Source organism: Stenotrophomonas sp. 82F1 (genome assembly GCF_056861525.1).
On record NZ_JBSPUD010000012.1, the window covers coordinates 58,873 to 79,837 of the forward strand.

Annotated in this window: 19 protein-coding genes; 6 read left to right on the forward strand and 13 right to left on the reverse strand. The window is 62.9% G+C overall.

Features of this window, described 5'->3' with window-relative positions:
• The first annotated feature begins 23 nt into the window (after positions 1 to 23).
• On the forward strand, positions 24 to 893 hold the full coding sequence (locus AC13GI_RS13125; RefSeq protein WP_482996517.1) for a class I SAM-dependent methyltransferase: 870 nt from the start codon (positions 24 to 26) through the stop codon (positions 891 to 893).
• Positions 894 to 913: 20 nt separating this feature from the next.
• Here AC13GI_RS13125 and AC13GI_RS13130 read toward each other — a convergent pair whose 3' ends face one another.
• The 10 genes from AC13GI_RS13130 to AC13GI_RS13175 form a co-directional block, all read right to left on the reverse strand.
• Positions 914 to 2,380 (reverse strand): glycosyltransferase family 4 protein, encoded by a 1,467-nt coding sequence (locus AC13GI_RS13130; protein WP_482996518.1) that lies wholly within the window; start codon positions 2,378 to 2,380, stop codon positions 914 to 916.
• Positions 2,377 to 3,111, reverse strand: a complete 735-nt coding sequence (locus AC13GI_RS13135; protein WP_482996519.1) for a hypothetical protein — start codon at positions 3,109 to 3,111, stop codon at positions 2,377 to 2,379. The genes AC13GI_RS13130 and AC13GI_RS13135 overlap by 4 nt, the downstream gene beginning before the upstream one ends.
• Before the next feature lie 7 nt (positions 3,112 to 3,118).
• Complete coding sequence (gene galE, locus AC13GI_RS13140; protein WP_482996520.1) at positions 3,119 to 4,129, reverse strand: UDP-glucose 4-epimerase GalE; 1,011 nt, start codon at positions 4,127 to 4,129, stop codon at positions 3,119 to 3,121.
• 98 nt (positions 4,130 to 4,227) lie between these two features.
• Positions 4,228 to 5,682 carry a hypothetical protein gene (locus tag AC13GI_RS13145; RefSeq protein WP_482996521.1) on the reverse strand — a complete coding sequence of 485 codons (1,455 nt, stop codon included), beginning with the start codon at positions 5,680 to 5,682 and terminating at the stop codon, positions 4,228 to 4,230.
• A gap of 107 nt (positions 5,683 to 5,789) precedes the next feature.
• A complete protein-coding gene (gene rffA, locus AC13GI_RS13150) occupies positions 5,790 to 6,923 on the reverse strand; it encodes a dTDP-4-amino-4,6-dideoxygalactose transaminase (protein WP_482996522.1) in 1,134 nt (377 codons plus the stop codon).
• A 29-nt stretch (positions 6,924 to 6,952) separates the two neighbouring features.
• Positions 6,953 to 7,336: a DMT family transporter gene (locus AC13GI_RS13155; protein WP_482996523.1), complete on the reverse strand. Its 384-nt coding sequence runs from the start codon at positions 7,334 to 7,336 to the stop codon at positions 6,953 to 6,955.
• Entirely contained in the window at positions 7,333 to 8,088 is a 756-nt protein-coding gene (locus AC13GI_RS13160) for a GNAT family N-acetyltransferase (protein WP_482996524.1), read from the reverse strand. The genes AC13GI_RS13155 and AC13GI_RS13160 overlap by 4 nt, the downstream gene beginning before the upstream one ends.
• Complete coding sequence (locus AC13GI_RS13165; protein ID WP_482996525.1) at positions 8,081 to 9,034, reverse strand: glycosyltransferase family 2 protein; 954 nt, start codon at positions 9,032 to 9,034, stop codon at positions 8,081 to 8,083. The genes AC13GI_RS13160 and AC13GI_RS13165 overlap by 8 nt, the downstream gene beginning before the upstream one ends.
• Positions 9,035 to 9,176: 142 nt before the next feature.
• The gene (locus tag AC13GI_RS13170) at positions 9,177 to 10,115 is read right to left on the reverse strand and encodes an electron transfer flavoprotein subunit alpha/FixB family protein (protein ID WP_482996526.1); all 939 of its coding nucleotides are present in this window, start codon (positions 10,113 to 10,115) and stop codon (positions 9,177 to 9,179) included.
• Positions 10,115 to 10,861 (reverse strand): electron transfer flavoprotein subunit beta/FixA family protein, encoded by a 747-nt coding sequence (locus tag AC13GI_RS13175; protein WP_482996527.1) that lies wholly within the window; start codon positions 10,859 to 10,861, stop codon positions 10,115 to 10,117. Before AC13GI_RS13175 ends, AC13GI_RS13170 begins: the two co-directional genes overlap by 1 nt.
• 261 nt (positions 10,862 to 11,122) lie before the next feature.
• Between AC13GI_RS13175 and rfbB the strand changes: the two genes are divergently transcribed.
• Genes rfbB through rfbD form a run of 4 tightly spaced genes read left to right on the forward strand, consistent with a single transcriptional unit; the run spans position 11,123 to position 14,524 of the window.
• A complete protein-coding gene (gene rfbB / locus AC13GI_RS13180; RefSeq protein ID WP_482996528.1) occupies positions 11,123 to 12,178 on the forward strand; it encodes a dTDP-glucose 4,6-dehydratase in 1,056 nt (351 codons plus the stop codon).
• A gap of 14 nt (positions 12,179 to 12,192) precedes the next feature.
• Positions 12,193 to 13,080, forward strand: coding sequence for a glucose-1-phosphate thymidylyltransferase RfbA (gene rfbA, locus AC13GI_RS13185; RefSeq protein ID WP_482996529.1), 888 nt, complete (start codon positions 12,193 to 12,195; stop codon positions 13,078 to 13,080).
• A complete protein-coding gene (gene rfbC, locus AC13GI_RS13190; protein WP_482996530.1) occupies positions 13,077 to 13,634 on the forward strand; it encodes a dTDP-4-dehydrorhamnose 3,5-epimerase in 558 nt (185 codons plus the stop codon). Before rfbA ends, rfbC begins: the two co-directional genes overlap by 4 nt.
• Positions 13,631 to 14,524, forward strand: coding sequence for a dTDP-4-dehydrorhamnose reductase (rfbD, locus tag AC13GI_RS13195; protein ID WP_482996531.1), 894 nt, complete (start codon positions 13,631 to 13,633; stop codon positions 14,522 to 14,524). The genes rfbC and rfbD overlap by 4 nt, the downstream gene beginning before the upstream one ends.
• Before the next feature lie 52 nt (positions 14,525 to 14,576).
• On the opposite strand, the gene AC13GI_RS13200 is transcribed toward rfbD, so the two are convergent.
• From AC13GI_RS13200 to AC13GI_RS13210, 3 genes are all read right to left on the reverse strand, one after another.
• A complete protein-coding gene (locus AC13GI_RS13200; RefSeq protein ID WP_099820378.1) occupies positions 14,577 to 15,980 on the reverse strand; it encodes a mannose-1-phosphate guanylyltransferase/mannose-6-phosphate isomerase in 1,404 nt (467 codons plus the stop codon).
• Positions 15,981 to 15,994: 14 nt separating this feature from the next.
• The gene (locus AC13GI_RS13205; RefSeq protein ID WP_482996532.1) at positions 15,995 to 17,341 is read right to left on the reverse strand and encodes a phosphohexomutase domain-containing protein; all 1,347 of its coding nucleotides are present in this window, start codon (positions 17,339 to 17,341) and stop codon (positions 15,995 to 15,997) included.
• 96 nt (positions 17,342 to 17,437) lie between these two features.
• On the reverse strand, positions 17,438 to 20,059 hold the full coding sequence (locus tag AC13GI_RS13210) for a DEAD/DEAH box helicase (RefSeq protein ID WP_482996533.1): 2,622 nt from the start codon (positions 20,057 to 20,059) through the stop codon (positions 17,438 to 17,440).
• A gap of 173 nt (positions 20,060 to 20,232) precedes the next feature.
• Here AC13GI_RS13210 and AC13GI_RS13215 point away from each other — a divergent pair, with 173 nt between their 5' ends.
• Positions 20,233 to 20,964, forward strand: coding sequence for a CoA transferase subunit A (locus tag AC13GI_RS13215; protein ID WP_482996534.1), 732 nt, complete (start codon positions 20,233 to 20,235; stop codon positions 20,962 to 20,964).
• Position 20,965 lies beyond the last annotated feature (1 nt).

Below are 20,965 nucleotides of genomic sequence, written 5' to 3' on the forward strand. Positions count from 1 at the left end.
CCTTTGGACCGGAGAGGCGAAGCATGAAGCAATGTACCAAGTGCCGCAACTGCTATGAGGCGATTACCTGGGTTTGCCCTGCTTGTGGCGTTGGGCCGCCGATCATTGATGGGCGCCCAGCGTTCGCCCCGGAGTCAGCGATCGCGACCAGTGGATTCAATCCCGAGGTTTTCTCCGAGCTCGCCAGCCTCGAGGCTGGAAACTTCTGGTTCGAAGCTCGCAATCATCTACTTATATGGGCGCTCCGGCGACACTTTCCCCGGATGCAGAGCTTCCTTGAAATAGGCTGCGGTACTGGTTTCGTTCTCGATAGCGTCTCCAAGGCGTTTCCCGAGGTAAGGATGGCCGGCAGTGAGATACTCAGCGCCGGCCTACCATTCGCCGCCGCCCGTCTGGGGCAGGCCGAACTACTCCAGATGGACGCCAGACGCATTCCCTATCAGGATGAATTCGAGGTCGTGGGAGCCTTCGATGTGCTTGAACACATCGAGGAGGACGAAGATGTACTGGTCGAGATCCATCGCGCGCTGGCCGCAGGGGGGGGCGCAATATTCACTGTCCCGCAGCATCAGTGGCTATGGAGTGTGACGGACGAGCACGCGTGCCACGTGCGTCGCTATCGTGTTGGTGAGCTGCGCAGGAAGGTCGAGCGTGCAGGCTTCCGCGTTGAATTGGACACGTCGTTCGTGAGCCTATTGCTCCCGATGATGGTTGCTTCTCGGCTCTCCCGGAAAGATGCTCTTGCCGACGACCCCAATGCCGAGCTGAGGCTTTCCCCGATCCTCAATCGGATGCTGCTAGCGGCAATGGCCGTCGAGCGTGTCCTGATCAAGGCCGGGATTCGCTTTCCCATCGGCGGTAGTGGACTGCTCGTCGCTCGGAAAATCCGCTGAGCTATGCCTCGCGCTCAGGTTCACTGATCCGGTTGGGCGTAGTGGGGAACCCGCCGGAGTTCCGCAATGAACCGCTCCCAAGTGAACCTGCAGACGCTGTTCTTCTGTTCGCTGAGCCACTGAGCACGCGTCTCCATGTCGACCAGACTGCGGATGATCTTTTTGTAGTCATCCAGGGGGGCCTCACTAGAAACCAGCTGCTCACTCCGAATGAGGTCGCTGATGCCGCCAACGTTGGGGGCAACAATCGCGATGCCACAACTTGCCGCTTCAAGCAGTACATTTGGAAGGCCATCCCAGCGTGTCGTGTATACATACGCCAGATGGCCGCTGCTGACGATATCGGCGAATCGTTCGTAGCTCCCATGCAGGCTCACGTTCCTCATTCGTTTCAATTGCTTCAGATGCGGGTCGTTGCCATTGAGCGCCGAGCCATGGACGTCCCAGTGGAAATCCGGCATCGATTCCGCCAGAGAAATGAGTACGTCTGGTCGCTTCTGCCGCTCCAGCCTACTTGCCCACAGGAGTCGCTTACCCGCGACAACATTGTCCTGCTCGGCGGACGCTGGCGGCATGTGAGGGGCAGGGAAATGAACCACGTGGAACAGTGCTGGATCCGCGCCAAGCGTTCTACACCAATCGCGCGGCGAGGCGCTGTTGTCGGTGATGACTGCGTCCAACCATCGGTGGCAAGTGGGCAGATAGTGTTGCGCCAGACCCTCACGGCGTCCTTCAGGACTAAGCTCATCGCAGTAGAGTGAGGAAAATACCCGGGAGTTCTGCCGGATGGCTTTCCCATACCTTTCAACGGAACGCCATGCTGTATGGGAATTAATGATGTGGATCCGTTTGGGAGCCAGCTGAATCAGCAGGCGCGCAAGCACCCGCTCCTGCTCATGCTGGGTGTTGCTTAGAAGCGAAAGCTCAGGGCCCAGCTCGATGAAGGGAATCGATGGATCGAGCCGATCTGCCCACGGAGAACTGCCGATTTCAGTGGCAAGCACCAGCGTTCGATGGCCGAACACCTCCTTGCAGGCACGCGCATGGTGGAGGGCGCCGAGATCGGCACCTCCGCGCTTCAGCCACGGAACCAGAATGATGGTGTCGAACTGCCCGTTGCCGATTCTCTGTCGAAGGCGCTGATAAGCGTGGCCTGCCTGTGTCCAATGGAGCGGAGGCATGAAGGCCACCGGAGCCCGGCCCAGAACAAGTTCCGGTGTCAACAGCGGGTCCACCCGGATCGACAGATCCCGCAGATCCTCGATGGCCCATAAGGGCAGGGTGCGCATTGAAGGTGGCGGGGGAAGCAATACCCGGCGGACAAGCAGCGATTCGACCGAGGGCCAGTTTCCGGATGGACGGATGATCTTTGCGAGCCGCAGCATCGCCGCGATCAACCGGCGCTGGAGGCTGTACGGCAACCGCCCGAGCAGTAGCTGGTCGAACAGGTGGTAAGCAGTGCGAAGAATACGCCGGAGAACGGTCATTGAAGGTCGAACAGGCTGGTCGGAGGAATCAGGGCATCCTGGCTTGAATGGGCATTGTTCAGCGAGCCAAAACTCTTCTTTCTAACGTAGTGCACCGTGTCTGGTACGACCAGATGCGCATTGCCCTTGGAGAGGGTCTCGCAGTTCCAATGCCAATCTTCAAATCCAAACCCGGACTCTCCGGGACGGGCTCTTGCATACGGCGTCTGGAGGTAGACGTCGCGGGACGCAAAGCTGCAGGCATTCCAAGGGTTCGTGACCAGCATGCACGCCGAATCGAACGTTGCCTCGTCGCTGCCTGTCTGCCACCAGAGTGCGGTCTCCGCCTCGAACGTAACCACGAGCTGGGGATGCAGGATCGTGTTCCGTGCATGCAGGTCGCTGAATCTTCTGCAACGGACAATGAAGTCGGCGGACAGATAGTCATCCCCATCACAGATCAGGACCTGGCTCCCGGAAGCGGCCAGGACGCCGGCATTTCGCGACATGCCGAGGTCGCCGCAATCCAGGGACAACAGGCGGTCCACGGCTCCGCTCTGTGCATGTCCTGAAAGAATGCGCGTCGTTTCCTCGTCGGCTCGATCAAGCGTCGCAAGAATCTCAAGTGAGATGCCCGCCTGCTCTGCGGCCTCTCTGCAGCGAAACAGCGAGAGAAGACTCTTGTGTGCCAACAAACCCTCACGGTGGAAAGTGATAAGGGCGGTGACATCCGCATCAAGTCGAGGCGACATCGTTGGGTCACTCCTTTCTGGACGCCAGCCGCAGCTGCCAGCGCCAGGCGTCCCTGCACATATCATCCAGATCACGCGTGGCCGTCCATCCCAACAGCTCACTCGCGAGAGATGGGTCCGCGAAGCACGACGCGACGTCGCCCGGGCGCCGCTGCACGATCTGAACCGGGATGCTGCGTCCGATCACGCGCTCGTACGCAGCAACCACTTCAAGGACGCTATAACCATGGCCGGTGCCAAGATTCAACGTGGTGCTGCGCGCTGTGCGGTCTAGGTATTCGAGCGCCCGCACATGGGCGATGGCCAGGTCAACGACGTGGATGTAATCGCGCACGCCCGTTCCGTCGATGGTTGGGTAATCATCGCCAAACACCTGCAGATACGCGCGCTGGCCATTGGCGACCTGCGACACATAGGGCATGAGGTTGTTCGGTATCCCGCTCGGGGACTCACCGATCAAGCCCGAAGGGTGGGCGCCAACCGGATTGAAGTAGCGTAGCGACGCAACATTAAGTCGCGGGGAGGTGGCCGCGACATCTTCGAGCAGCTGTTCACAGATGAGCTTGGTCCGCCCATAGGGATTGGTTGTGCGCGTGACGGCGGACTCTGGAATTGGGCACTGATCCGGTTCGCCATAGACGGTCGCGGAGGAGCTGAACACGAATCTCTTGATCTCGCAAACCTGCATTGCCTGCAGCAAAGCGATCGTGCCCGAGATGTTGTTCTCGAAATAATCGAGGGGGCGTTGCCATGATTCGCCAACCGACTTCAACGCGGCGAAGTGGATGACCGAATCGATATCGTGTTCGCGAAGGACCCGTTCGACAAGAGGGCGATCGCGAATGTCGCCCTCGATGTACACAGGGGCACGTCCAGCTATGGAGGTCACGCCAGCTACGACGGTCGCGTCGCTGTTCGCAAGGTTGTCCAGGATGACCACGTCATGGTGGCGTGCCAGCAGTTCAACCGTCGTATGGGAGCCAATAAATCCGGTACCGCCGGTTACCAACACTTTCATCTTGAAGTACCTATGGGTAATTTCAGAACACAAACGGATCAGAGGGGGGCGTCCACCGACAAGTCAGCGGCCACGCGAGCTGGCCGCTGACACGTTGGTCAGTGCATGCAGACGACGACTTCGTCACCTTCGCGATGCAATGAAGCGGAGTTTGGATATTTTGGCGAAGTCGAGCACAGTTCGCTGAACTCCGGGGCAAGACGAACTGTCTGATCACGCCCCGTGGCCTCATCGAACAAGGGATCGAGGGCCCAATCGACACTCAATGCAGAGATGTTTAGATCTCCCTGGGCGATGCTCTGGGCGATATCGTGCGCCCATGAGGGGCCGACGATTGCCAGCTTTCCAGAGGTGTCGGGGTACTTCTCGTTCGCGAGCTGGGTAATATCCCTCGCCTGCATCTGATCCCAGCGGTTCAAGCGCTGCTGATTCGAAAGAACGGTTGTGCTGTGTGCCGCGAAAATACAGGCGCTCACAATCAGAAGAATGCCGGCAAGTGACGTTCTCCTGCTATCGACTGGAATCACCATGGCGATTGCTGCAGCCAAGGCAAACGGGACTGCGATCAGTGTTCGTGGAACCGGCCACCACGACGCAGATGCAGCCGTGGGAATCAGTGCCGCAGCCGTGGCAACTATGAAGGTAGCGAGTGCGATGCCGGCCAAGCGGGGATTCCGGGGAAGAACAGCCGCGAGCAGAAGGACGAAGGCGGTCAGCGCGATGACCTTGGAGGGCCAGGCTACAATCGTCTCCGAACGTGCCCAGAGCAACGGAAGCAGGCGCATGACGTCGGTGGCGCGCTCCGCGAGCATTCCAGTGGCGACCAACTGGGTACGCTGCAGAGCGGGCGTGTCGAACACGACAATGCAGAGTTTGGCTACGAGCATGTTGCCAACAATCAACACTGCTCCGGCCAATGCCGCATGATAGATCGGGGAGATCCAGGCCGCGCGCCGCAGGATTTCTGCGCCGAGCATTAGCGGGGCGTGCCGCTGTTGACGGCGAAGATGCACGCACAACACCGCAATGGCCAGGAAGGACGTGGTGAGTTGGTTGAAACCCATCACCAGCGTGCCGACCAAGATGCTTCCGATCAGCGGGAGCAGCCGGACCGGGTGATTCGCCAGCGCGGTTCTATACAGCCGAAGCGCGTACCACATGCCAAGGAACATCATGGACATGGGCAGCGCTGACTGACGGAAAGACACGTACTCCGTGTAGTAGGGGTGAGCGCCCAGCAAAGCGCCAAGGCCGATGGCGACTGAGGCCGAACCCTTCTTTGGAAGATCAAGTGCGTCTTTGAAGAACAGCCCACTAAACACTGTGGTCGCGGCAAGGCCGATTGTCGAAAAGCTCGACATCGTCAGATGGCTGGCGTGCACGACGACATCCATCAGGGCGCTGGCGTAGCGTCCTTGCGAAATGAAGAACGCTGCGAGGCTCTCGTTCCCGCCCTGCCGGATGATGCCGTAATCGTCAAGCGCGTATCCCGTCGTGAAGCCGATGAGCTTCGAAGCCAGGAAAAATGCGACGTATGCCAGCAGGAACAGCATGCCGGCATCGACGTGGCGCTTCCATGAATGGTCTTGACCACACCCCGCATGGGACGGAATGCTGTCACCAGGATCCGTCTGGCGTGCCACTGATGCTGGGCTCGTCATCACTGCACCGCGTGAATTGCTGCATCGGCAGCACTCAATACTGCGTCCAGTTCCGGTTCGAGACCTAGCCAGAGCGGCAGGCGAACCAATCTGCTGCTAATGTCATCGGTAACAGGCATGGCTCCAGCCGTCCTGCCGAACTGCTCGCCTGCTGGCGAAGAGTGCAGGGGAATGTAGTGGAACACCGTCTGCACGCCACGTTCCTTCATGCTGGAGATGAACTGGGTGCGGGCTTCTAGGGTGGGCAGCAACAGGTAATACATGTGCGCGTTGTGTGCACACTCATCGGGAACGATCGGGCGCCGCAACGCACCAGCGGCCTCGTGCGGTGCCGCCCAGGCGTGATAACGATCCCATATCGCCAAGCGTCGGGCTGTGATCGCTTCAGCGTCTTCCAACTGCGCGCTAAGGAAGGCCGCGATGATTTCGCCGGGCAGATAGGATGACCCGACGTCCACCCAAGTGTATTTGTCCACCTGGCCTCGGAAGAAGCGGCTGCGGTTGGTGCCCTTTTCACGAATGATTTCCGCACGCTCTCCAAACTTCGCGTCCCGGCACAGCAACGCACCACCTTCTCCGGAGATGACATTCTTGGTCTCGTGGAAACTGAAGGCACCGAGATCGCCAATGGTGCCCAAGGGGCGCCCTTTGTAGCGAGACATGATGCCTTGCGCCGCATCTTCAATGATCACAAGGCCGTGGCGCCCGGCGATCTCGAGGATGGCATCCATTTCGCAGGCCACCCCAGCGTAGTGGACGACGCAGACGGCCCGTGTACGCGGGGTAATCGCAGCCTCAATCAGGGTTTCGTCGATGTTAAGGGTGTCGCGACGCACGTCGACGAACACCGGTACTGCACCACGCAGGGCGAAAGCATTGGCAGTCGATACAAAGGTGAAGGACGGCATGATCACTTCATCGCCCGGCTCCAAGTCCAGAAGCAAGGCCGACACTTCCAACGCTGCAGTGCAGGAATGAGTCAATAGTGCGGTCGCGGCGCCGGTACGGTCACGCAGCCACTGGTGACATTGCTTGGTAAACGGGCCGTCTCCTGACAGGTGGCCATTGGCATGAGCCTGGCCAATCATGGGGAGTTCCTTGCCGGTCATGAATGGGCGATTGAACGGAATCATGAGGTCTCTTCGCGGGAAGCAGGGTGAGATCAGCCTTGACTGATGATAATCAGGCCGACGATGACTGTGGCCAGGCCGATGGCCTTGGACAAGGTGAATACCTCGCCGAACAAGGGTACGGCTGCGATGCAGACGATGAGAAAATTCAGTGCCATGAACGGATAGGCACGGCTGAGCTCAAGCCGCGAAACGGCCAGCATCCAGCACAGTGAAGCACCGAACGCAGCGACAAAGGCTGAAATCACCCACGGTTGCAGCAGCAACTGGAACACGACCGGCAGTTTTCCAAGCCATCCCAAGTTGGTCGCCTGGTAGGAAGTGGCCTGCCATTTGATGACAAGCTGGCCATAGCTTGTGAGGAGTACGGTGGCGGCCACCATGAGCCAGGGGAAAAAGGCACTGGTGAGGTTCACGGCTTGCTCCGCTGCGCGTTCAAGCGGCGATCGATGTGGAAGGTATCGTAGGCATTTGCCAGTAGCAGGCCGGAACGCGACCATTGACGCTGTACCGTGTAGTTCCAGATTTGCGTGGAAATGCTCAGCTTTGTCAAACCCTGTTCCGCATAGTGGTGAAGCAGGTGACGCAGTAGCGTTCCGTAGTGTCCCCTCCTCTCAAAGGCAGGATGGACGGCGTTCAGCACGATCTCGATGCTCTTGCCTTGGACATCACACGTGGCGAAGCCTGCCGCGGCGTCTTCGTCGAACACCAGCCAGGTATCGTTAGAGGAACCGGTAGGGTCCGCACGACTCTGCGCCCATTCAATGTACCCATCGAGAATCTGCTTGGCTGGCAGCAACGGGTTGGCGGCATAGTGAGCGCGATAGCCTTGGAAGGCCCCAGACGCGATATGGCGGATCGCTTCAAGATCGGCCGCCGACGCACGCCGCACGTTGCCGGCTTCTTTGCCGGCCGGGGAGGGAAGGGGAGTGTCATAGTAGACAAGCGTGTCGGCATGGATCAGCGTCTCCCCCTGTTGTATGAGTGCATTGGGGATCGTGCAGGCACCAGCGGGGAAACGCGCGATGATCAGATCGGCCAACGAAGCGTGAATCGCATGGATGGCGATGTCTTCAGGCGTATTCGCGCCGATGTTTGCACGCTCGACGCGAATCGCGAAACGTTTCGAGTCCAATGGCGAGGGGCTGAGTAGACGATGTTCAGTCATGGCGGACACTCCAGGAATCCTGCCAGACCAGGTACTGCGGGCGCCGTTTGGTTTCGTTATGCATACGTCCCACATAGAGGCCGACCACGCCGATGCTGGCCATGATGAAGCTACCCACTAGCCAGACAGAGGCGAGAATGCTGGTGAAGCCGGCAACACGGATGTCCCCCATCAGATACCGGTAGACGGCAAAGGCGGCAACGCACAGGCCGACCCCGGCGAGCGCGAAGGACGCGGTCATCACCAATCGCAACGGCTTGTCGGAGAAGGAGAGCGCAATCCGGGTCGCCATCTGCAGCAGCTTCCCGAATGTATAGCCGCTCTTGCCCTCGCTGCGCTGCGCGTGCTCGACGGGGATGCGGGCCGTCCTAAAGCCGGTCCAACGAGCGAGGAGCGGAAGGAATCGGTCCGTTTCAGGCATCGCATTCATCGCATCGATGGCCTGTCGGCTGTACGCGCCGAAGTTCGCGGTGCTTGGATCGTAGTTGGTCTCAGTGAGCCAACCCAGGGTGCGATAGAAGGTGCGTGAACCTGTGCGTTTGAACCATGTGTCCTGACGCTCGATGCGCTGACCGAGGACGATCTCGACGTCGTGTGTCAGTGCTTGCAGCAGTGCAGGAATCTCTTCGGGGACATCCTGCAGGTCGCAGTCCATCACGATGATGGCGTTGCCGCGGGCGCGGCTGGTTCCCGCACTGATGGCTGCGTGCTGTCCGAAGTTTCGGGAAAGCCTCAGGCCGCGTACTTCCGCGTGCAGGTGGGATAGTTCACAGATGCGGCTCCATGCCTGGTCCGGGCTGTTGTCGTCGACGAAGATCACCTCAGCCGTCCGGCCCATGCCGGTGATCGCCGCCAGCACTCTTTCGGTCAGTTCTTCAAGGCAGCCGGCGCACCCGTAAACTGGAACGACGACGGATACATCCGGAGTGAACGAACCGGCCCGCATCACATTTCGATGCAAGTCACTCTGTGGCACTGGCGTTGAGGACGACGAAGACACGCTGGCAGGGAATCCTGGATGGGGCGGGAAGAACGTCGGCCGCACAAGGCGGCCGACGCGGCAGAGCCTACTACCTCACAGCTTAACCTTACAGCGCCGCTTCCAACTCCGGCAGGATCGCGAACAGATCCCCCACCAGGCCGATGTCAGCGATCTCGAAGATCGGCGAATCCGCATCCTTGTTGATCGCCACGATCGTACCGGCATCCTTGATCCCGGTCAGGTGCTGGATCGCGCCACTGATGCCCACGGCCACGTACAGCTCCGGCGAAATGATCTTGCCGGTCTGGCCGACCTGCAGGTCGCTGGGCACGTAGCCAGCATCCACCGCAGCGCGCGAGGCACCCACGGCGGCGCCGAGCTTGTCGGCCAGCTGGAAGATGACCTTGAAGTTCTCTTCCGAACCGACGCCACGGCCACCTGAGACCACGCGCTTGGCGCTCTGCAGGTCCGGGCGGTCGCTGGCACCGGCGGCCAGGCCGACGAATCGGGTGTGGCCCGGCAGGGCCGCATCGACGCTGGCCGCTTCAATGGCGGCGCTGCCACCCTGGGCGGCTTCCGGCCACGAGGCGGCACGCACGGTGGCGACCACGATCTGATCGGCCGGCACTTCCACGGTGATGATCGCGTTGCCGGCGTAGATCGGGCGTTTGAAGGTGTGGCTGCCTTCGACGGCCATCAGATCGGAGACCTGGTTGACGCCGAGCAGGGCGGCCACGCACGGCATCAGGTCCTTGCCGAAGGTGGTCGACGGGCCGAACACATGCGTGTAGCCCTTGGCCAGCTGCGCGATCTGCGGCGCCAGCACCTGGGCCAGGGCCTGTGCGTTGGCGGCGTTGGCCACGGTCAGGACCTTTGCGACGCCGGCGATCTTCGCCGCTTCAGCCGCAACGGCGGTCGGGTCGGCGGCCAGCACCAGCACATCGATGCTGGCGCCGGAAATGGCCGCCGCAGCGCTGACGGTCTTGGCGGTGGCGGCGTTGAGCTTGCCGTCGTGGTGCTCGGCGATGACGAGAATCCTGCTCATTACAGCAACCCCTTCTGCTTGAGTGCGGCAACCAGTTCGGCCGCGTCCTTGACCATCACACCCTTGCTGCGCTTGGACGGCGCGGCGTACTGGGTGGTCTTGAAGGTATCGGCGGCTTCAACGCCGAGGTCGGCCAGCTGCAGGGTCGCCAGCGGCTTGGCCTTGGCCTTCATGATGTCGGGCAGCTTGATGAAGCGCGGCTCGTTCAGGCGCAGGTCGGTGGTGACCACGGCCGGCAGGTCGACTTCCAGCGTTTCCAGGCCGGCGTCGACTTCACGGGTCACGGTGGCCTTGCCGTCGGCAATGTCGAGCTTGCTGGCGAAGGTCGCCTGCGGACGGCTCCAGAGGGTGGCCAGCATCTGGCCGGTCTGGTTGGCGTCGTCGTCGATGGCCTGCTTGCCGAGGATCACCAGGTCCGGCTGTTCCTTCTCGACCAGCTTGAGCAGGGTACGGGCGGCGGTCAGCGGCTGGATGGCCTGGTCGGTGACCACATGGATGGCGCGATTGGCGCCCATGGCCAGGCCGTTGCGCAGGTGCGCCTGGGCGTCTGCCGGGGCGATGGTGGCGACCACGACTTCGCTGGCGATGCCCTTGTCGCGCAGGCGCAACGCTTCTTCCAGGGCGATTTCATCGAAGGGATTGGGCGACAGCTTGACGCCGTCGGTGACCACGCCGGAACCGTCCGGCTTGACCTGAATGCGGACGTTGTAGTCCACCACGCGCTTGTACGCGACGAGGATTTTCATCTGGTGCTCGATCCTTCAATAACGGGGGAACGTCCGATTCTGTACACAGCAACCGGTTCGGGGGTGGGACAGTGATTCTAACTGGCGCAGGGGCACCATGCGAATGCGTATGGTTGTGCTGCGGTGCCGCATGAAACGGGCGTAAATCCGCCACTGTTCACGCTGGGGGGGCGGTCGTGAAGACGGTCGGCATGTATCCTGTTGCGCTGAGTTGGGGCACCACCAAGGGTCCCTGGCGCGCATCGAACAGGAGAAAAGGTAGTGCCCACATGGCTTGTCACCGGCGGAGCCGGATTCATTGGCGGTAACTTTGTCCTCGAAGCGGTCGCCAAAGGCGTGCGCGTCATCAATCTGGATGCGCTGACATACGCGGGTAACCTCAAGACTCTGGACTCGCTGGATGGCAATCCGGACCACGTGTTCGTCGAAGCCGACATTGGCGACCAGGCGCTCGTCGCCCACCTGCTGGCCGAACACCAGCCGGATGCCGTGCTGAACTTCGCCGCCGAAAGCCACGTCGACCGTTCCATCGACGGGCCGGGTGCGTTCATCCAGACCAATGTCGTCGGTACCCTCGGCCTGCTTGAGGCCGTGCGCGATTACTGGAAGGCGTTGCCGGCCGAGCAGGGCGCAGCCTTCCGCTTCCTGCACGTGTCCACCGACGAGGTGTACGGCACCCTGGGTGAGACTGGCAAGTTCAGCGAAACCACCCCGTATGCGCCCAATTCGCCGTATTCGGCCTCCAAGGCAGCGTCGGATCATCTGGTGCGCGCGTTCCACCACACCTACGGGCTGCCGGTGCTGACCACCAACTGCTCCAACAATTACGGCCCGTACCATTTCCCCGAGAAGCTCATTCCCCTGGTGATCGCCAAGGCGCTGGCCGGCGAGCCGCTGCCGGTGTACGGCGACGGCAAGCAGGTGCGCGACTGGCTGTTCGTGTCCGACCACTGCGAGGCGATCCGCACCGTGCTGGCCAAGGGCAAGGTGGGTGAGACCTACAACGTCGGCGGCAATTCGGAAAAGCAGAACATCGAAGTGGTGCAGGCGATCTGTGCGCTGCTGGACCAGCGCCGCCCGCGCGCGGACGGCCAGCCGCGCAGCAGCCAGATCACCTATGTCGCCGATCGCCCAGGCCATGACCGTCGCTATGCGATCGACGCTTCCAAGCTGAAGAACGACCTGGGCTGGGAACCGGCCTACACCTTCGAGCAGGGCATCACCTTTACCGTCGACTGGTACCTGGACAACCAGGAATGGGTGAACGGCGTGCTCGACGGCAGCTATCGCCTGCAGCGCATCGGCACCGCGGCCTGAACCAAGGACACGACATGACCCAACGCAAGGGCATCATCCTCGCCGGCGGCTCCGGCACCCGGCTGTATCCGATCACCAAGGGCGTCAGCAAGCAGCTGCTGCCGGTGTACGACAAGCCGATGATCTACTACCCGCTCAGCGTGCTGATGCTGGCGGGCATCCGTGAAGTGCTGATCATCAACACCCCGCACGAACAGGCGCTGTTCCAGCAGCTGCTGGGTGACGGCTCGCAGTGGGGCATGGACATCCAGTACGCCGTGCAGCCCAGTCCCGATGGCCTGGCGCAGGCCTATCTGATCGGCAAGGACTTCGTCGGCGGCAAGCCGAGCTGTCTGGTGCTGGGTGACAACATCTTCCATGGGACCGGCCTGCGCGAGGTGCTCAAGCGTGCTGACCAGCGCCAGGATGGAGCGACCGTGTTCGGCTACTGGGTCAACGACCCGGAGCGCTATGGTGTGGCCGAGTTCGATAAGAGCGCGAAAGTAATCGACCTTGTGGAGAAGCCGGAGAACCCGCGCTCGAACTACGCGGTCACCGGCTTGTACTTCTACGACGGAGATGCGAGCGCGCATGCTGCCGAGCTCAAGCCGTCGCCCCGCGGGGAGCTGGAGATCACAGATCTCAACAAGCGCTATCTGGCCGAGGGTAACCTGCATCTGGAAGCGCTTGGCCGCGGCTACGCGTGGCTGGATACGGGTACCCATCAGTCGCTGCTGGAAGCGTCAAACTTCATCGAGACCATCCAGACCCGGCAGGGCTTGCAGGTCTGCTGTCCGGAGGAAATTGCCTTCGGGCAGGGCTGGATTGGTGCGGTGCAGCTTGAAGCTCTGGCCGCGCCGTTGAGCAAGAATGGCTACGGCCAGTACCTGACTAAACTGCTGCAACGTGGTGTGGTTCAGTGAAGATCATCGAGACCGCGCTGTCCGGCAGTAAAGTGATCGAGCCGGCAGTGTTCGGCGACGAACGCGGTTTTTTCTTTGAGACGTGGAACAAGGCGCGCTTCAGTGAACTCGGGCTGCCGAGTACGTTCGTGCAGAGCAATGTGTCCGCCTCCGCCAAGGGCGTGTTGCGAGGTTTGCACTATCAATGGCCGCATCCACAAGGCAAGCTTGTGACCGTGCTTGACGGAGAGGTGTACGACGTCGCGGTGGATATCCGCCGTGGTTCACCCAGCTTCGGGCGCTGGGAGGCGGTGATTCTCAGCGCGGAAAACAAGCGGCAGTTCTGGATTCCGGAAGGGTTCGCCCATGGGTTTGCGGTTCTTTCTGATCGCGCGCTTTTTTCCTACCTTTGCACCGATGTATACATGAAGGAATACGATTCCAGCCTTCGCTGGAACGACTCCGACATCGCGGTGGACTGGCCGCTGGGTTTGCCGATTCTGTCGGCCAAGGACGAGAACGCTCCCTTCCTGAAGGACATTGCTGAAGACCGCCTACCGGTCTACGTGCCATGACCGTTCTGGTATTCGGTGGCAACGGCCAGGTCGGCCAGGAACTGCTGCGCGCGCTGGCACCGCTGGGGACGGTGGTTGCGACCACCCGCAGCGGCCAGTTGCCTGATGGCAGCACCTGCGAAATGGCCGACTTCGGCCAGCCCGACAGTCTGCCGGCCCTGCTTGACCGGCTGCAGCCGTCGTTGGTAGTCAACGCGGCCGCCTACACGGCCGTGGATCGTGCCGAGCAGGAGGTAGAGGCTGCATTCGCCGCCAACGCCGAAGCGCCGGGCGTGATCGCCCGCTGGTGTGCAGCGCACGACGTACCGTTCGTGCACTACTCCACCGACTACGTGTTCGATGGCCAGGGCACGGCCCCGTACCGCGAAGACGAACCGACCGCGCCGCTCGGCGTGTACGGCACCAGCAAGCGTGATGGCGAGGATGCGGTGCGTGCGGCCGGTGGTCGCCATCTGATCTTCCGTACTGCGTGGGTCTATGCCTCGCACGGCGCGAACTTCCTGCGCACGATGCTGCGCGTCGGCGCCGAGCGCGATCAGCTGCGTGTGGTGGCCGACCAGATCGGCACGCCGACGCCGGCGGCATTGATTGCTGATGTCACCGTGCAGGCGCTGCAGCATCCGGGCGCGCTGTCGGGAACGTGGCATCTGACGGCATCGGGCCAGACCAGCTGGCATGGTTTTGCCGAGGCGATCTTCGCCGAAGCGCTGGCCAGCGGTCTGTTGGCCAAGGTGCCGACAGTCGAGGCGATTCCCAGTTCCGAGTACCCGACCCCGGCGCAGCGCCCGGCGTGGTCGGTGCTGGACAACCGCAAGCTACAGCAGGACTTCGGCATCGAACTGCCGACGTGGCAGCACGGGTTGAAGCGGATCATGGCTGAGATTGCCTGACCCGGTAGGCGGCGTGCCGACCAACGGTCGGCACCCACCGCAGGGCGACGACTCAACTGCGTCCGTACGTATCCTCGAAGCGCACGATATCGTCTTCGCCCAGATAACTGCCTGACTGCACTTCAATCAGCTCCAGCGGCAGCTTGCCCGGGTTGCGCAGGCGATGGGTCACGCCCAGCGGGATGTAGGTGCTCTGGTTCTCGCTCAGCAGGATCACTTCATCGCCACGGGTGACCTCGGCCGTACCGCTGACCACGATCCAGTGCTCGGCACGGTGGTGATGCATCTGCAGGCTCAGCGTACCACCCGGCTTGACCGTGATGCGCTTGACCTGGAAACGCTCGCCGTTGTCGATCGAGTCGTAGGCCCCCCATGGGCGGTACACCTTGCGATGCCAGGTGGCTTCGCTGCGACCATCAGCCTTCAGCTTCGCCACCACCGTCTTGACCTCCTGCATGCGATCGGCCTTGCCGACCAGCACTGCATCGTCGGTCTCGACCACGATCACATCATCCAGCCCGACCATTGCCACCAGGCGTTGGCCGTAGGCATAGGTGTTGCGGCAGTCGATGGCGATCACATCGCCCTGGTGCGCATTGCCGTCGCCATCCTGCTGCGAGACATCGCGCAGTGCGGTCCAGGAGCCAACGTCGTTCCAGCCGGCATCCAACGGCACTACCACCGCATCGGCGGTCTTTTCCATCACGGCGTAATCGATCGAATCGGACGGCACCGCAGTGAACGCGTCCTTGTCCAGCCGGGTGAAGTCGGCATCGCGGCGCGCGCCCTCCCATGCCGTGCGGCAGGCCGACAACATGGCCGGCTGCAGGCGTTCCAGCTCCTGCAGGTAGCGCGAGGCCTTGAACAGGAACATGCCGCTGTTCCAGTAGTACTGGCCACTGGCCACGTAGCCGGTGGCGGTGTCCAGATCGGGCTTTTCGACGAAGCGTTCGACTGCGCGCACGCCCTGGCCATCGGCGGCCTTGATGTAGCCGTAGCCGGTTTCCGGGCCGGTCGGCACGATACCGAAGGTGACCAGCTTGCCGGCTTCAGCGGCGCTGGAAGCCGCCTGCACCGCCGCACGGAAGGCGGCCTCATCGGTGATCACGTGATCGGAGGGCAGCACCAGCAACAGCGCATCGGCGCCATCACGGGTGGCTTCCAGCGCGGCCACGGCAATCGCCGGGGCGGTGTTGCGGCCAACCGGCTCGAGGATGATCGCGGCCGGCTCGGCGCCGACCTGCTGCAGTTGTTCGGCCGCAACGAAGCGGTGTTCCTCGTTGGCAATGACCAGCGGGCCGCGGCTGGCGATGGGGGCCACGCGCTGCCACGTTGCCTGCAGCATCGTCAGCTCACCGGCCAGAGGCAGGAACTGCTTGGGGTACGCCTCGCGCGACAGGGGCCACAGGCGGGTGCCGGAGCCCCCGGAGAGGATGACAGGCTGGACGGTGTTCATCGCGACATCTCCGCTCAGGCCTTCAACAGCGCGGCGATTTCATCGGTGCGCGCCTGCATCAGCGCCGCATCCCCGCGCGATTCCACGTTCAGGCGCAGCAGCGGTTCGGTGTTGGAACTGCGCAGGTTGAAACGCCAGTCGCCGAAGTCGGCACTGATGCCATCGGTATGGTCCAGCGCCGGCGACTGCGCGGCGAAGTGTTCCATCACGCGGGCCACGGACGCCTTCGCATCGCTGACCTTGAAGTTGATCTCGCCACTGCACGGGTACGCCGCCATGCGGTCCTCCACCCAGTCGGCCAGCGAACGGCCGCTTTCGGAAATCAGCTGGGCGATCAGCAGCCAAGGGATCATGCCCGAGTCGGCATAGGCGAATTCGCGGAAGTAGTGATGGGCGCTCATTTCGCCGCCGTACACCGCATCCTCTGCGCGCATCTTTTCCTTGATGAAAGCATGGCCGCTCTTGCACAACACCGGCACGCCGCCGGCCTGTTCGACCATCTCCACGGTGTTCCAGACCAGGCGTGGGTCATGCACGATCTTGCCGCCCGGGTTGCGGTCCAGCGCCGCCTTGGCCAGCAGGCCGACGAGATAGTAGCCCTCGATGAAGCGCCCGCTGTGGTCAAAGAAGAAGCAGCGGTCGAAGTCGCCGTCCCAGGCAATGCCGAAGTCGGCGCCGTGCTCGCGAACCGCCTCGGCAGTCGCAGCGCGGTTCTCCTGCAGCAGTGGATTGGGAATGCCGTTGGGGAAGTTGCCATCGGGTTCGTGGCAGATGCGGATGAACTCGAACGGCAGATGCGGTGACAGCAGGTCGACGATGGCGCCGGCGCCGCCGTTGCCGGCGTTCACCACCAGCTTCAGCGGCTTCAGCTTGTTGACATCGACATAGGACAGCAAGTGCTGGATGTAGGCGCTTTTGTCGTGCTGGGCGGTCTGCCCTGCCTTGGCCGGTGCGGCGGGCGCGGTATCGGCGGCCACCGCATCGGAGATCGCGAACAGGCCGGTGTCCGAGCTGATCGGGCGCGCGTTCTCCTTGACCAGCTTCATGCCGTTGTAGTCCATCGGGTTGTGGCTGGCGGTGACCATCACGCCGCCTGCTGCACCGCGATGGTCGGTCTGGAAGTAGACCTCCTCGGTGCCGCACAGGCCGATGTCGATCACTTCCCGGCCCGCGCCGCGCAGGCCCACCGCCAGCGCGTCCTGCAGTGCCGGACTGGTCAGGCGCACGTCGTGCCCCACCACCACCGGCCCGGGCGACAACTGATCGGCCAAGGCCACACCGATCCGGCGGGCGAGGTCTTCGTTCAGTTCTTCCGGCACGCGGCCGCGGATGTCATAAGCCTTGAAGGCGGGCAGGGGCATCGCTGGAATCCTTTGTCAGATCAGTTGGCTAGTGTAATCCCAGCCTTGTATGGGAATCGTTTCCATAGCCCCAACGCCGCCTGACCGCCGAAGCTGTCACGTGTGGGCGGACCGGCGTTTGCGCGCGGGGCGCTTTGCAGGCGCGCCGGGCAGGGGAGACAGCAGTGCCTCCAGATCGGCTGCATCGAAGCGCGGCCCCGTGCCCCCACCACCTTCCAGGATCGCGTCGGCCAGGTCGGCCTTGCGCTGCTGCAGCTCGGCGATCCGTTCCTCGACGCTGCCGGCGGCGATCAGCTTGTAGACGAACACAGGCTGATCCTGGCCGATGCGATGGGCACGGTCGGTGGCCTGGTTCTCGGCAGCCGGGTTCCACCACGGATCGAAGTGGATGACGGTGTCGGCGGCGGTCAGGTTCAAGCCCACGCCGCCGGCCTTCAGGCTGATCAGGAACACGGGAACCTCGCCCTGCATGAAGCGCTGCACCGGTGTGACCCGGTTCTGGGTGTCGCCGGTCAGGGTCACGTAGGCCAGACCCAGGGCATCCAATGCCTGCGCAATCAGGGCCAGCATGCCGGTGAACTGGGAGAACAGCAGGATGCGGCGTCCTTCTTCGACCATGGACGGCAGCATCTCGCGCAGCAGGTCCAGCTTGGCCGAACCGGCAGCGCGCGCGGGTGTCTCGCCTGGCAGCAGACGCGGATCGCAGCAGACCTGGCGCAGTTTCAGCAGCGCGTCCAGCACCACGATGTGATTGCGTGCAAGCCCACTGCCGTTGATCGCGTCGCGGACCTGCTTTTCCATTGCCGCGCGCACGGTTTCGTACAGTTCGCGCTGGCCGCCTTCCATCGCTACCGTGCGGGTGATGACCGTCTTCGGCGGAAGTTCGGAGGCGACCTGGTCCTTGCGTCGGCGCAGGATGAAAGGGCGCAGGCGCTGGGCCAGCAGCTGTGCACGCCGGCGGTCGCTGCCGCGCTCGATGGGGTGGCGCCAGTGCTGGTTGAACTGCTTTTCGCTGCCGAGCAGCCCGGGCAGCAGGAAGTCGAACTGCGTCCACAGCTCGCCCAGATGGTTTTCCAGCGGAGTGCCGGTCAGGCACAGTCGATGACGGGCCAGCAGCGTGCGCAGCGTGGCCGCTGCACGCGACCTGGGGTTCTTCACCTGCTGTGCCTCGTCCAGGATCAGCAGGTGATAGGTGTGCGCCTGCAGCGCGTGTTCGTCGCGCCAGAGCAGGGGATAGGTGGTCAGTATCAGATCATGTGCGGCAATGGCATCGAACTGCGTGTCACGCCCAGGCCCGTGCAGGGTCAGGACGCGCAGATCCGGAGTGAAGCGCGCCGCTTCACTCTGCCAGTTGTGCAGCAATGAGGTTGGCACGACCACCAGCGCCGGCTTGTCCAGGCGGCCGCTCTGCTTTTCAACCAGGAGATGGGCCAGGGTCTGCAGTGTCTTGCCCAGGCCCATGTCATCGGCCAGCACGCCGCCCAGGCCCTGCTGGCGCAGGTACTGCAGCCAGGACAGGCCTTCAAGCTGGTAGCTGCGCAGCGTCGCGCGCAAGCCCTGGGGCGCTGGGACTGCGGTCATCGCCGGTGCGTCCAGCAGGCGTTGCACGCGTGCGCGGGTATCGTTGCTGCTGTGCAGTCGCAGCTGCGCGGCGTCCTGCAGTGCCAGCAGGCGTCCGCGGTCGTGCGCCTGCAGGCGCAGCGGTTGCCCGCGGTCGCCGAACAGATCCGCCAGCAGCGCGATCACCGGTTTCAGCCGGGCTGCCCGCAGGGCAAGACGTTCATTGCCCGCTGTCGTCAGCAGTACGTTCTCGTCATCGCCGATCGCGTCCAGCTGGCCGCGCAGCCAGCGCGGATCGGACTGCAGTACGCCCTGCAACAGCGGAGCCAGCGCAATGCTGCGGCCATCGATGTCGATGGTCAGGGCCAGGTCGAACGCGGAGTTGTCGGTGGGCACCGACCGTACATCCAGGTCGATCTCCTCCACCCGGGTGATGCGATGACGGAAGGCATCGTCGGTCTCGATCTTCCAGCCCAGCGCTTCCAGCCGCAGCACATCCTCCAGCAGGAAGCGGGTCCAGTCGAAACTGCGCAGCTCGAACAACGGACCGCCGCCCTCCAGCACGATGCGCGGTTGCCGCTCGCGGTGCAGGTGGACGCTGTTCAGTTCAGCTTCGCGCCGTGCCTCCCCGGCCAGGTCGCGCGGCAGCAGGTAGAGCTGGCCTTCGGCGCCATGCACGAACAGCGACGGGTCATCGAGAAAACGTACGTGCTCGTCGTACTCGAAAGCGACGGTGGCGACGTCGAGCCACTGCGAGGGGTCCCGTTCGGTGAGCCAGGCAGGACGGTATTCCATGCTGTGCAGATGCAGGATCGGCGTCATCGCCTGGGTCTGCAGGGTGGGCAGTATCGGATTGGCGGCCGCACGCAGCGAACCCGGTTCACCCTCCAGTGAGTTCTGCAGCGCGGCCAGCAGCACGGCGGCGACATGCTCGCAGTGCCCGCCCGCCGGACAGGTGCAGCGACTCTGCAGGGAGCTGTGCGGTGTGCGGGCGCTGGCGTCCAGGTCGATCGACACCTGCCAGCCCTCGAGCTGGGCGGTCAGCAGCGGTGACAGGTAGCGCAGTTCACGCACTGCCGAAACGAGGTGGTTGCCCTTTCCCAGTGTCCCGGCATCCAGCCAGCGGGACAGTTCCCCTCCGGTGAATACTACGGCCATGCGTCGTCCTGTCCTCTCCATCTGCAGCACGCGTTGCCAGGGGCACCGCAAGCGGGGAAGCGGACATTCTACGGACTGAGGGCCCGGCATGCTGGTTCATGCTGCGGCGCATCCCAGCCGGCAACGGGTGTGCCGCTAGAATGGCGGCATTCTCACCGGGTAGGGCAGTAGAGATGCAGCAATCGACTTCCAGCGGCACGCGCAGCAAGCGTTTCGCCTCTGCGGCGGATGCCCTGCAGGGCGTGGTCGCTGATGGCCAGGTTCTGGCCGTGGGTGGCTTCGGCCTGTGCGGTATTCCCGAGGCACTGATCGCCTCGCTGCGCGACAGTGGCGCCAAGGGCCTGACCGTGATCTCCAACAACGCGGGCGTGGATGGCTTCGGCCTGGGCCAGCTGCTGGAAACCCGGCAGATCAAGAAGATGATTTCGTCCTACGTGGGCGAGAACAAGGAGTTCGAACGGCAGTTCCTGGCCGGCGAACTGGAGCTGGAATTCAATCCGCAGGGCACCCTGGCCGAGCGCCTGCGTGCCGGCGGTGCGGGTATTCCGGCGTTCTTCACCGCCACCGGTTACGGCACGGTGGTGGCCGAAGGCAAGGAAACCCGTGAGTTCGACGGCAAGCACTACGTGATGGAAACCGCGCTGCGCGCCGACGTCGCCTTGGTCAAGGCGTGGAAGGCCGACGAGGCCGGCAACCTGGTGTTCCGCAAGACCGCGCGCAACTTCAACCCGGCCTGCGCGATGGCCGGCAAGGTCTGCATCGTGGAAGTGGAGGAGGTGGTGCCGGTCGGCAGCATCGATCCGGACCAGGTGCACCTGCCGGGCATCTACGTGCACCGCATCGTGCACAACCCCACCCCTGAAAAACGTATCGAACAGCGCACCATCCGTGCGGAGGGCAACTGAC

What these genes read in the sequence shown, in the direction of transcription:
- AC13GI_RS13125 (WP_482996517.1), top strand. Translation starts at nt 24, where the DNA reads ATGAAGCAATGTACCAAGTGCCGCAACTGCTATGAGGCGATTACCTGG.
- AC13GI_RS13130 (WP_482996518.1), bottom strand. Translation starts at nt 2,380, where the DNA reads ATGACCGTTCTCCGGCGTATTCTTCGCACTGCTTACCACCTGTTCGAC.
- AC13GI_RS13135 (WP_482996519.1), bottom strand. Translation starts at nt 3,111, where the DNA reads ATGTCGCCTCGACTTGATGCGGATGTCACCGCCCTTATCACTTTCCAC.
- galE (WP_482996520.1), bottom strand. Translation starts at nt 4,129, where the DNA reads ATGAAAGTGTTGGTAACCGGCGGTACCGGATTTATTGGCTCCCATACG.
- AC13GI_RS13145 (WP_482996521.1), bottom strand. Translation starts at nt 5,682, where the DNA reads ATGCTGTTCCTGCTGGCATACGTCGCATTTTTCCTGGCTTCGAAGCTC.
- rffA (WP_482996522.1), bottom strand. Translation starts at nt 6,923, where the DNA reads ATGATTCCGTTCAATCGCCCATTCATGACCGGCAAGGAACTCCCCATG.
- AC13GI_RS13160 (WP_482996524.1), bottom strand. Translation starts at nt 8,088, where the DNA reads ATGACTGAACATCGTCTACTCAGCCCCTCGCCATTGGACTCGAAACGT.
- AC13GI_RS13165 (WP_482996525.1), bottom strand. Translation starts at nt 9,034, where the DNA reads ATGCGGGCCGGTTCGTTCACTCCGGATGTATCCGTCGTCGTTCCAGTT.
- AC13GI_RS13170 (WP_482996526.1), bottom strand. Translation starts at nt 10,115, where the DNA reads ATGAGCAGGATTCTCGTCATCGCCGAGCACCACGACGGCAAGCTCAAC.
- AC13GI_RS13175 (WP_482996527.1), bottom strand. Translation starts at nt 10,861, where the DNA reads ATGAAAATCCTCGTCGCGTACAAGCGCGTGGTGGACTACAACGTCCGC.
- rfbA (WP_482996529.1), top strand. Translation starts at nt 12,193, where the DNA reads ATGACCCAACGCAAGGGCATCATCCTCGCCGGCGGCTCCGGCACCCGG.
- rfbD (WP_482996531.1), top strand. Translation starts at nt 13,631, where the DNA reads ATGACCGTTCTGGTATTCGGTGGCAACGGCCAGGTCGGCCAGGAACTG.
- AC13GI_RS13200 (WP_099820378.1), bottom strand. Translation starts at nt 15,980, where the DNA reads ATGAACACCGTCCAGCCTGTCATCCTCTCCGGGGGCTCCGGCACCCGC.
- AC13GI_RS13205 (WP_482996532.1), bottom strand. Translation starts at nt 17,341, where the DNA reads ATGCCCCTGCCCGCCTTCAAGGCTTATGACATCCGCGGCCGCGTGCCG.
- AC13GI_RS13210 (WP_482996533.1), bottom strand. Translation starts at nt 20,059, where the DNA reads ATGGCCGTAGTATTCACCGGAGGGGAACTGTCCCGCTGGCTGGATGCC.
- AC13GI_RS13215 (WP_482996534.1), top strand. Translation starts at nt 20,233, where the DNA reads ATGCAGCAATCGACTTCCAGCGGCACGCGCAGCAAGCGTTTCGCCTCT.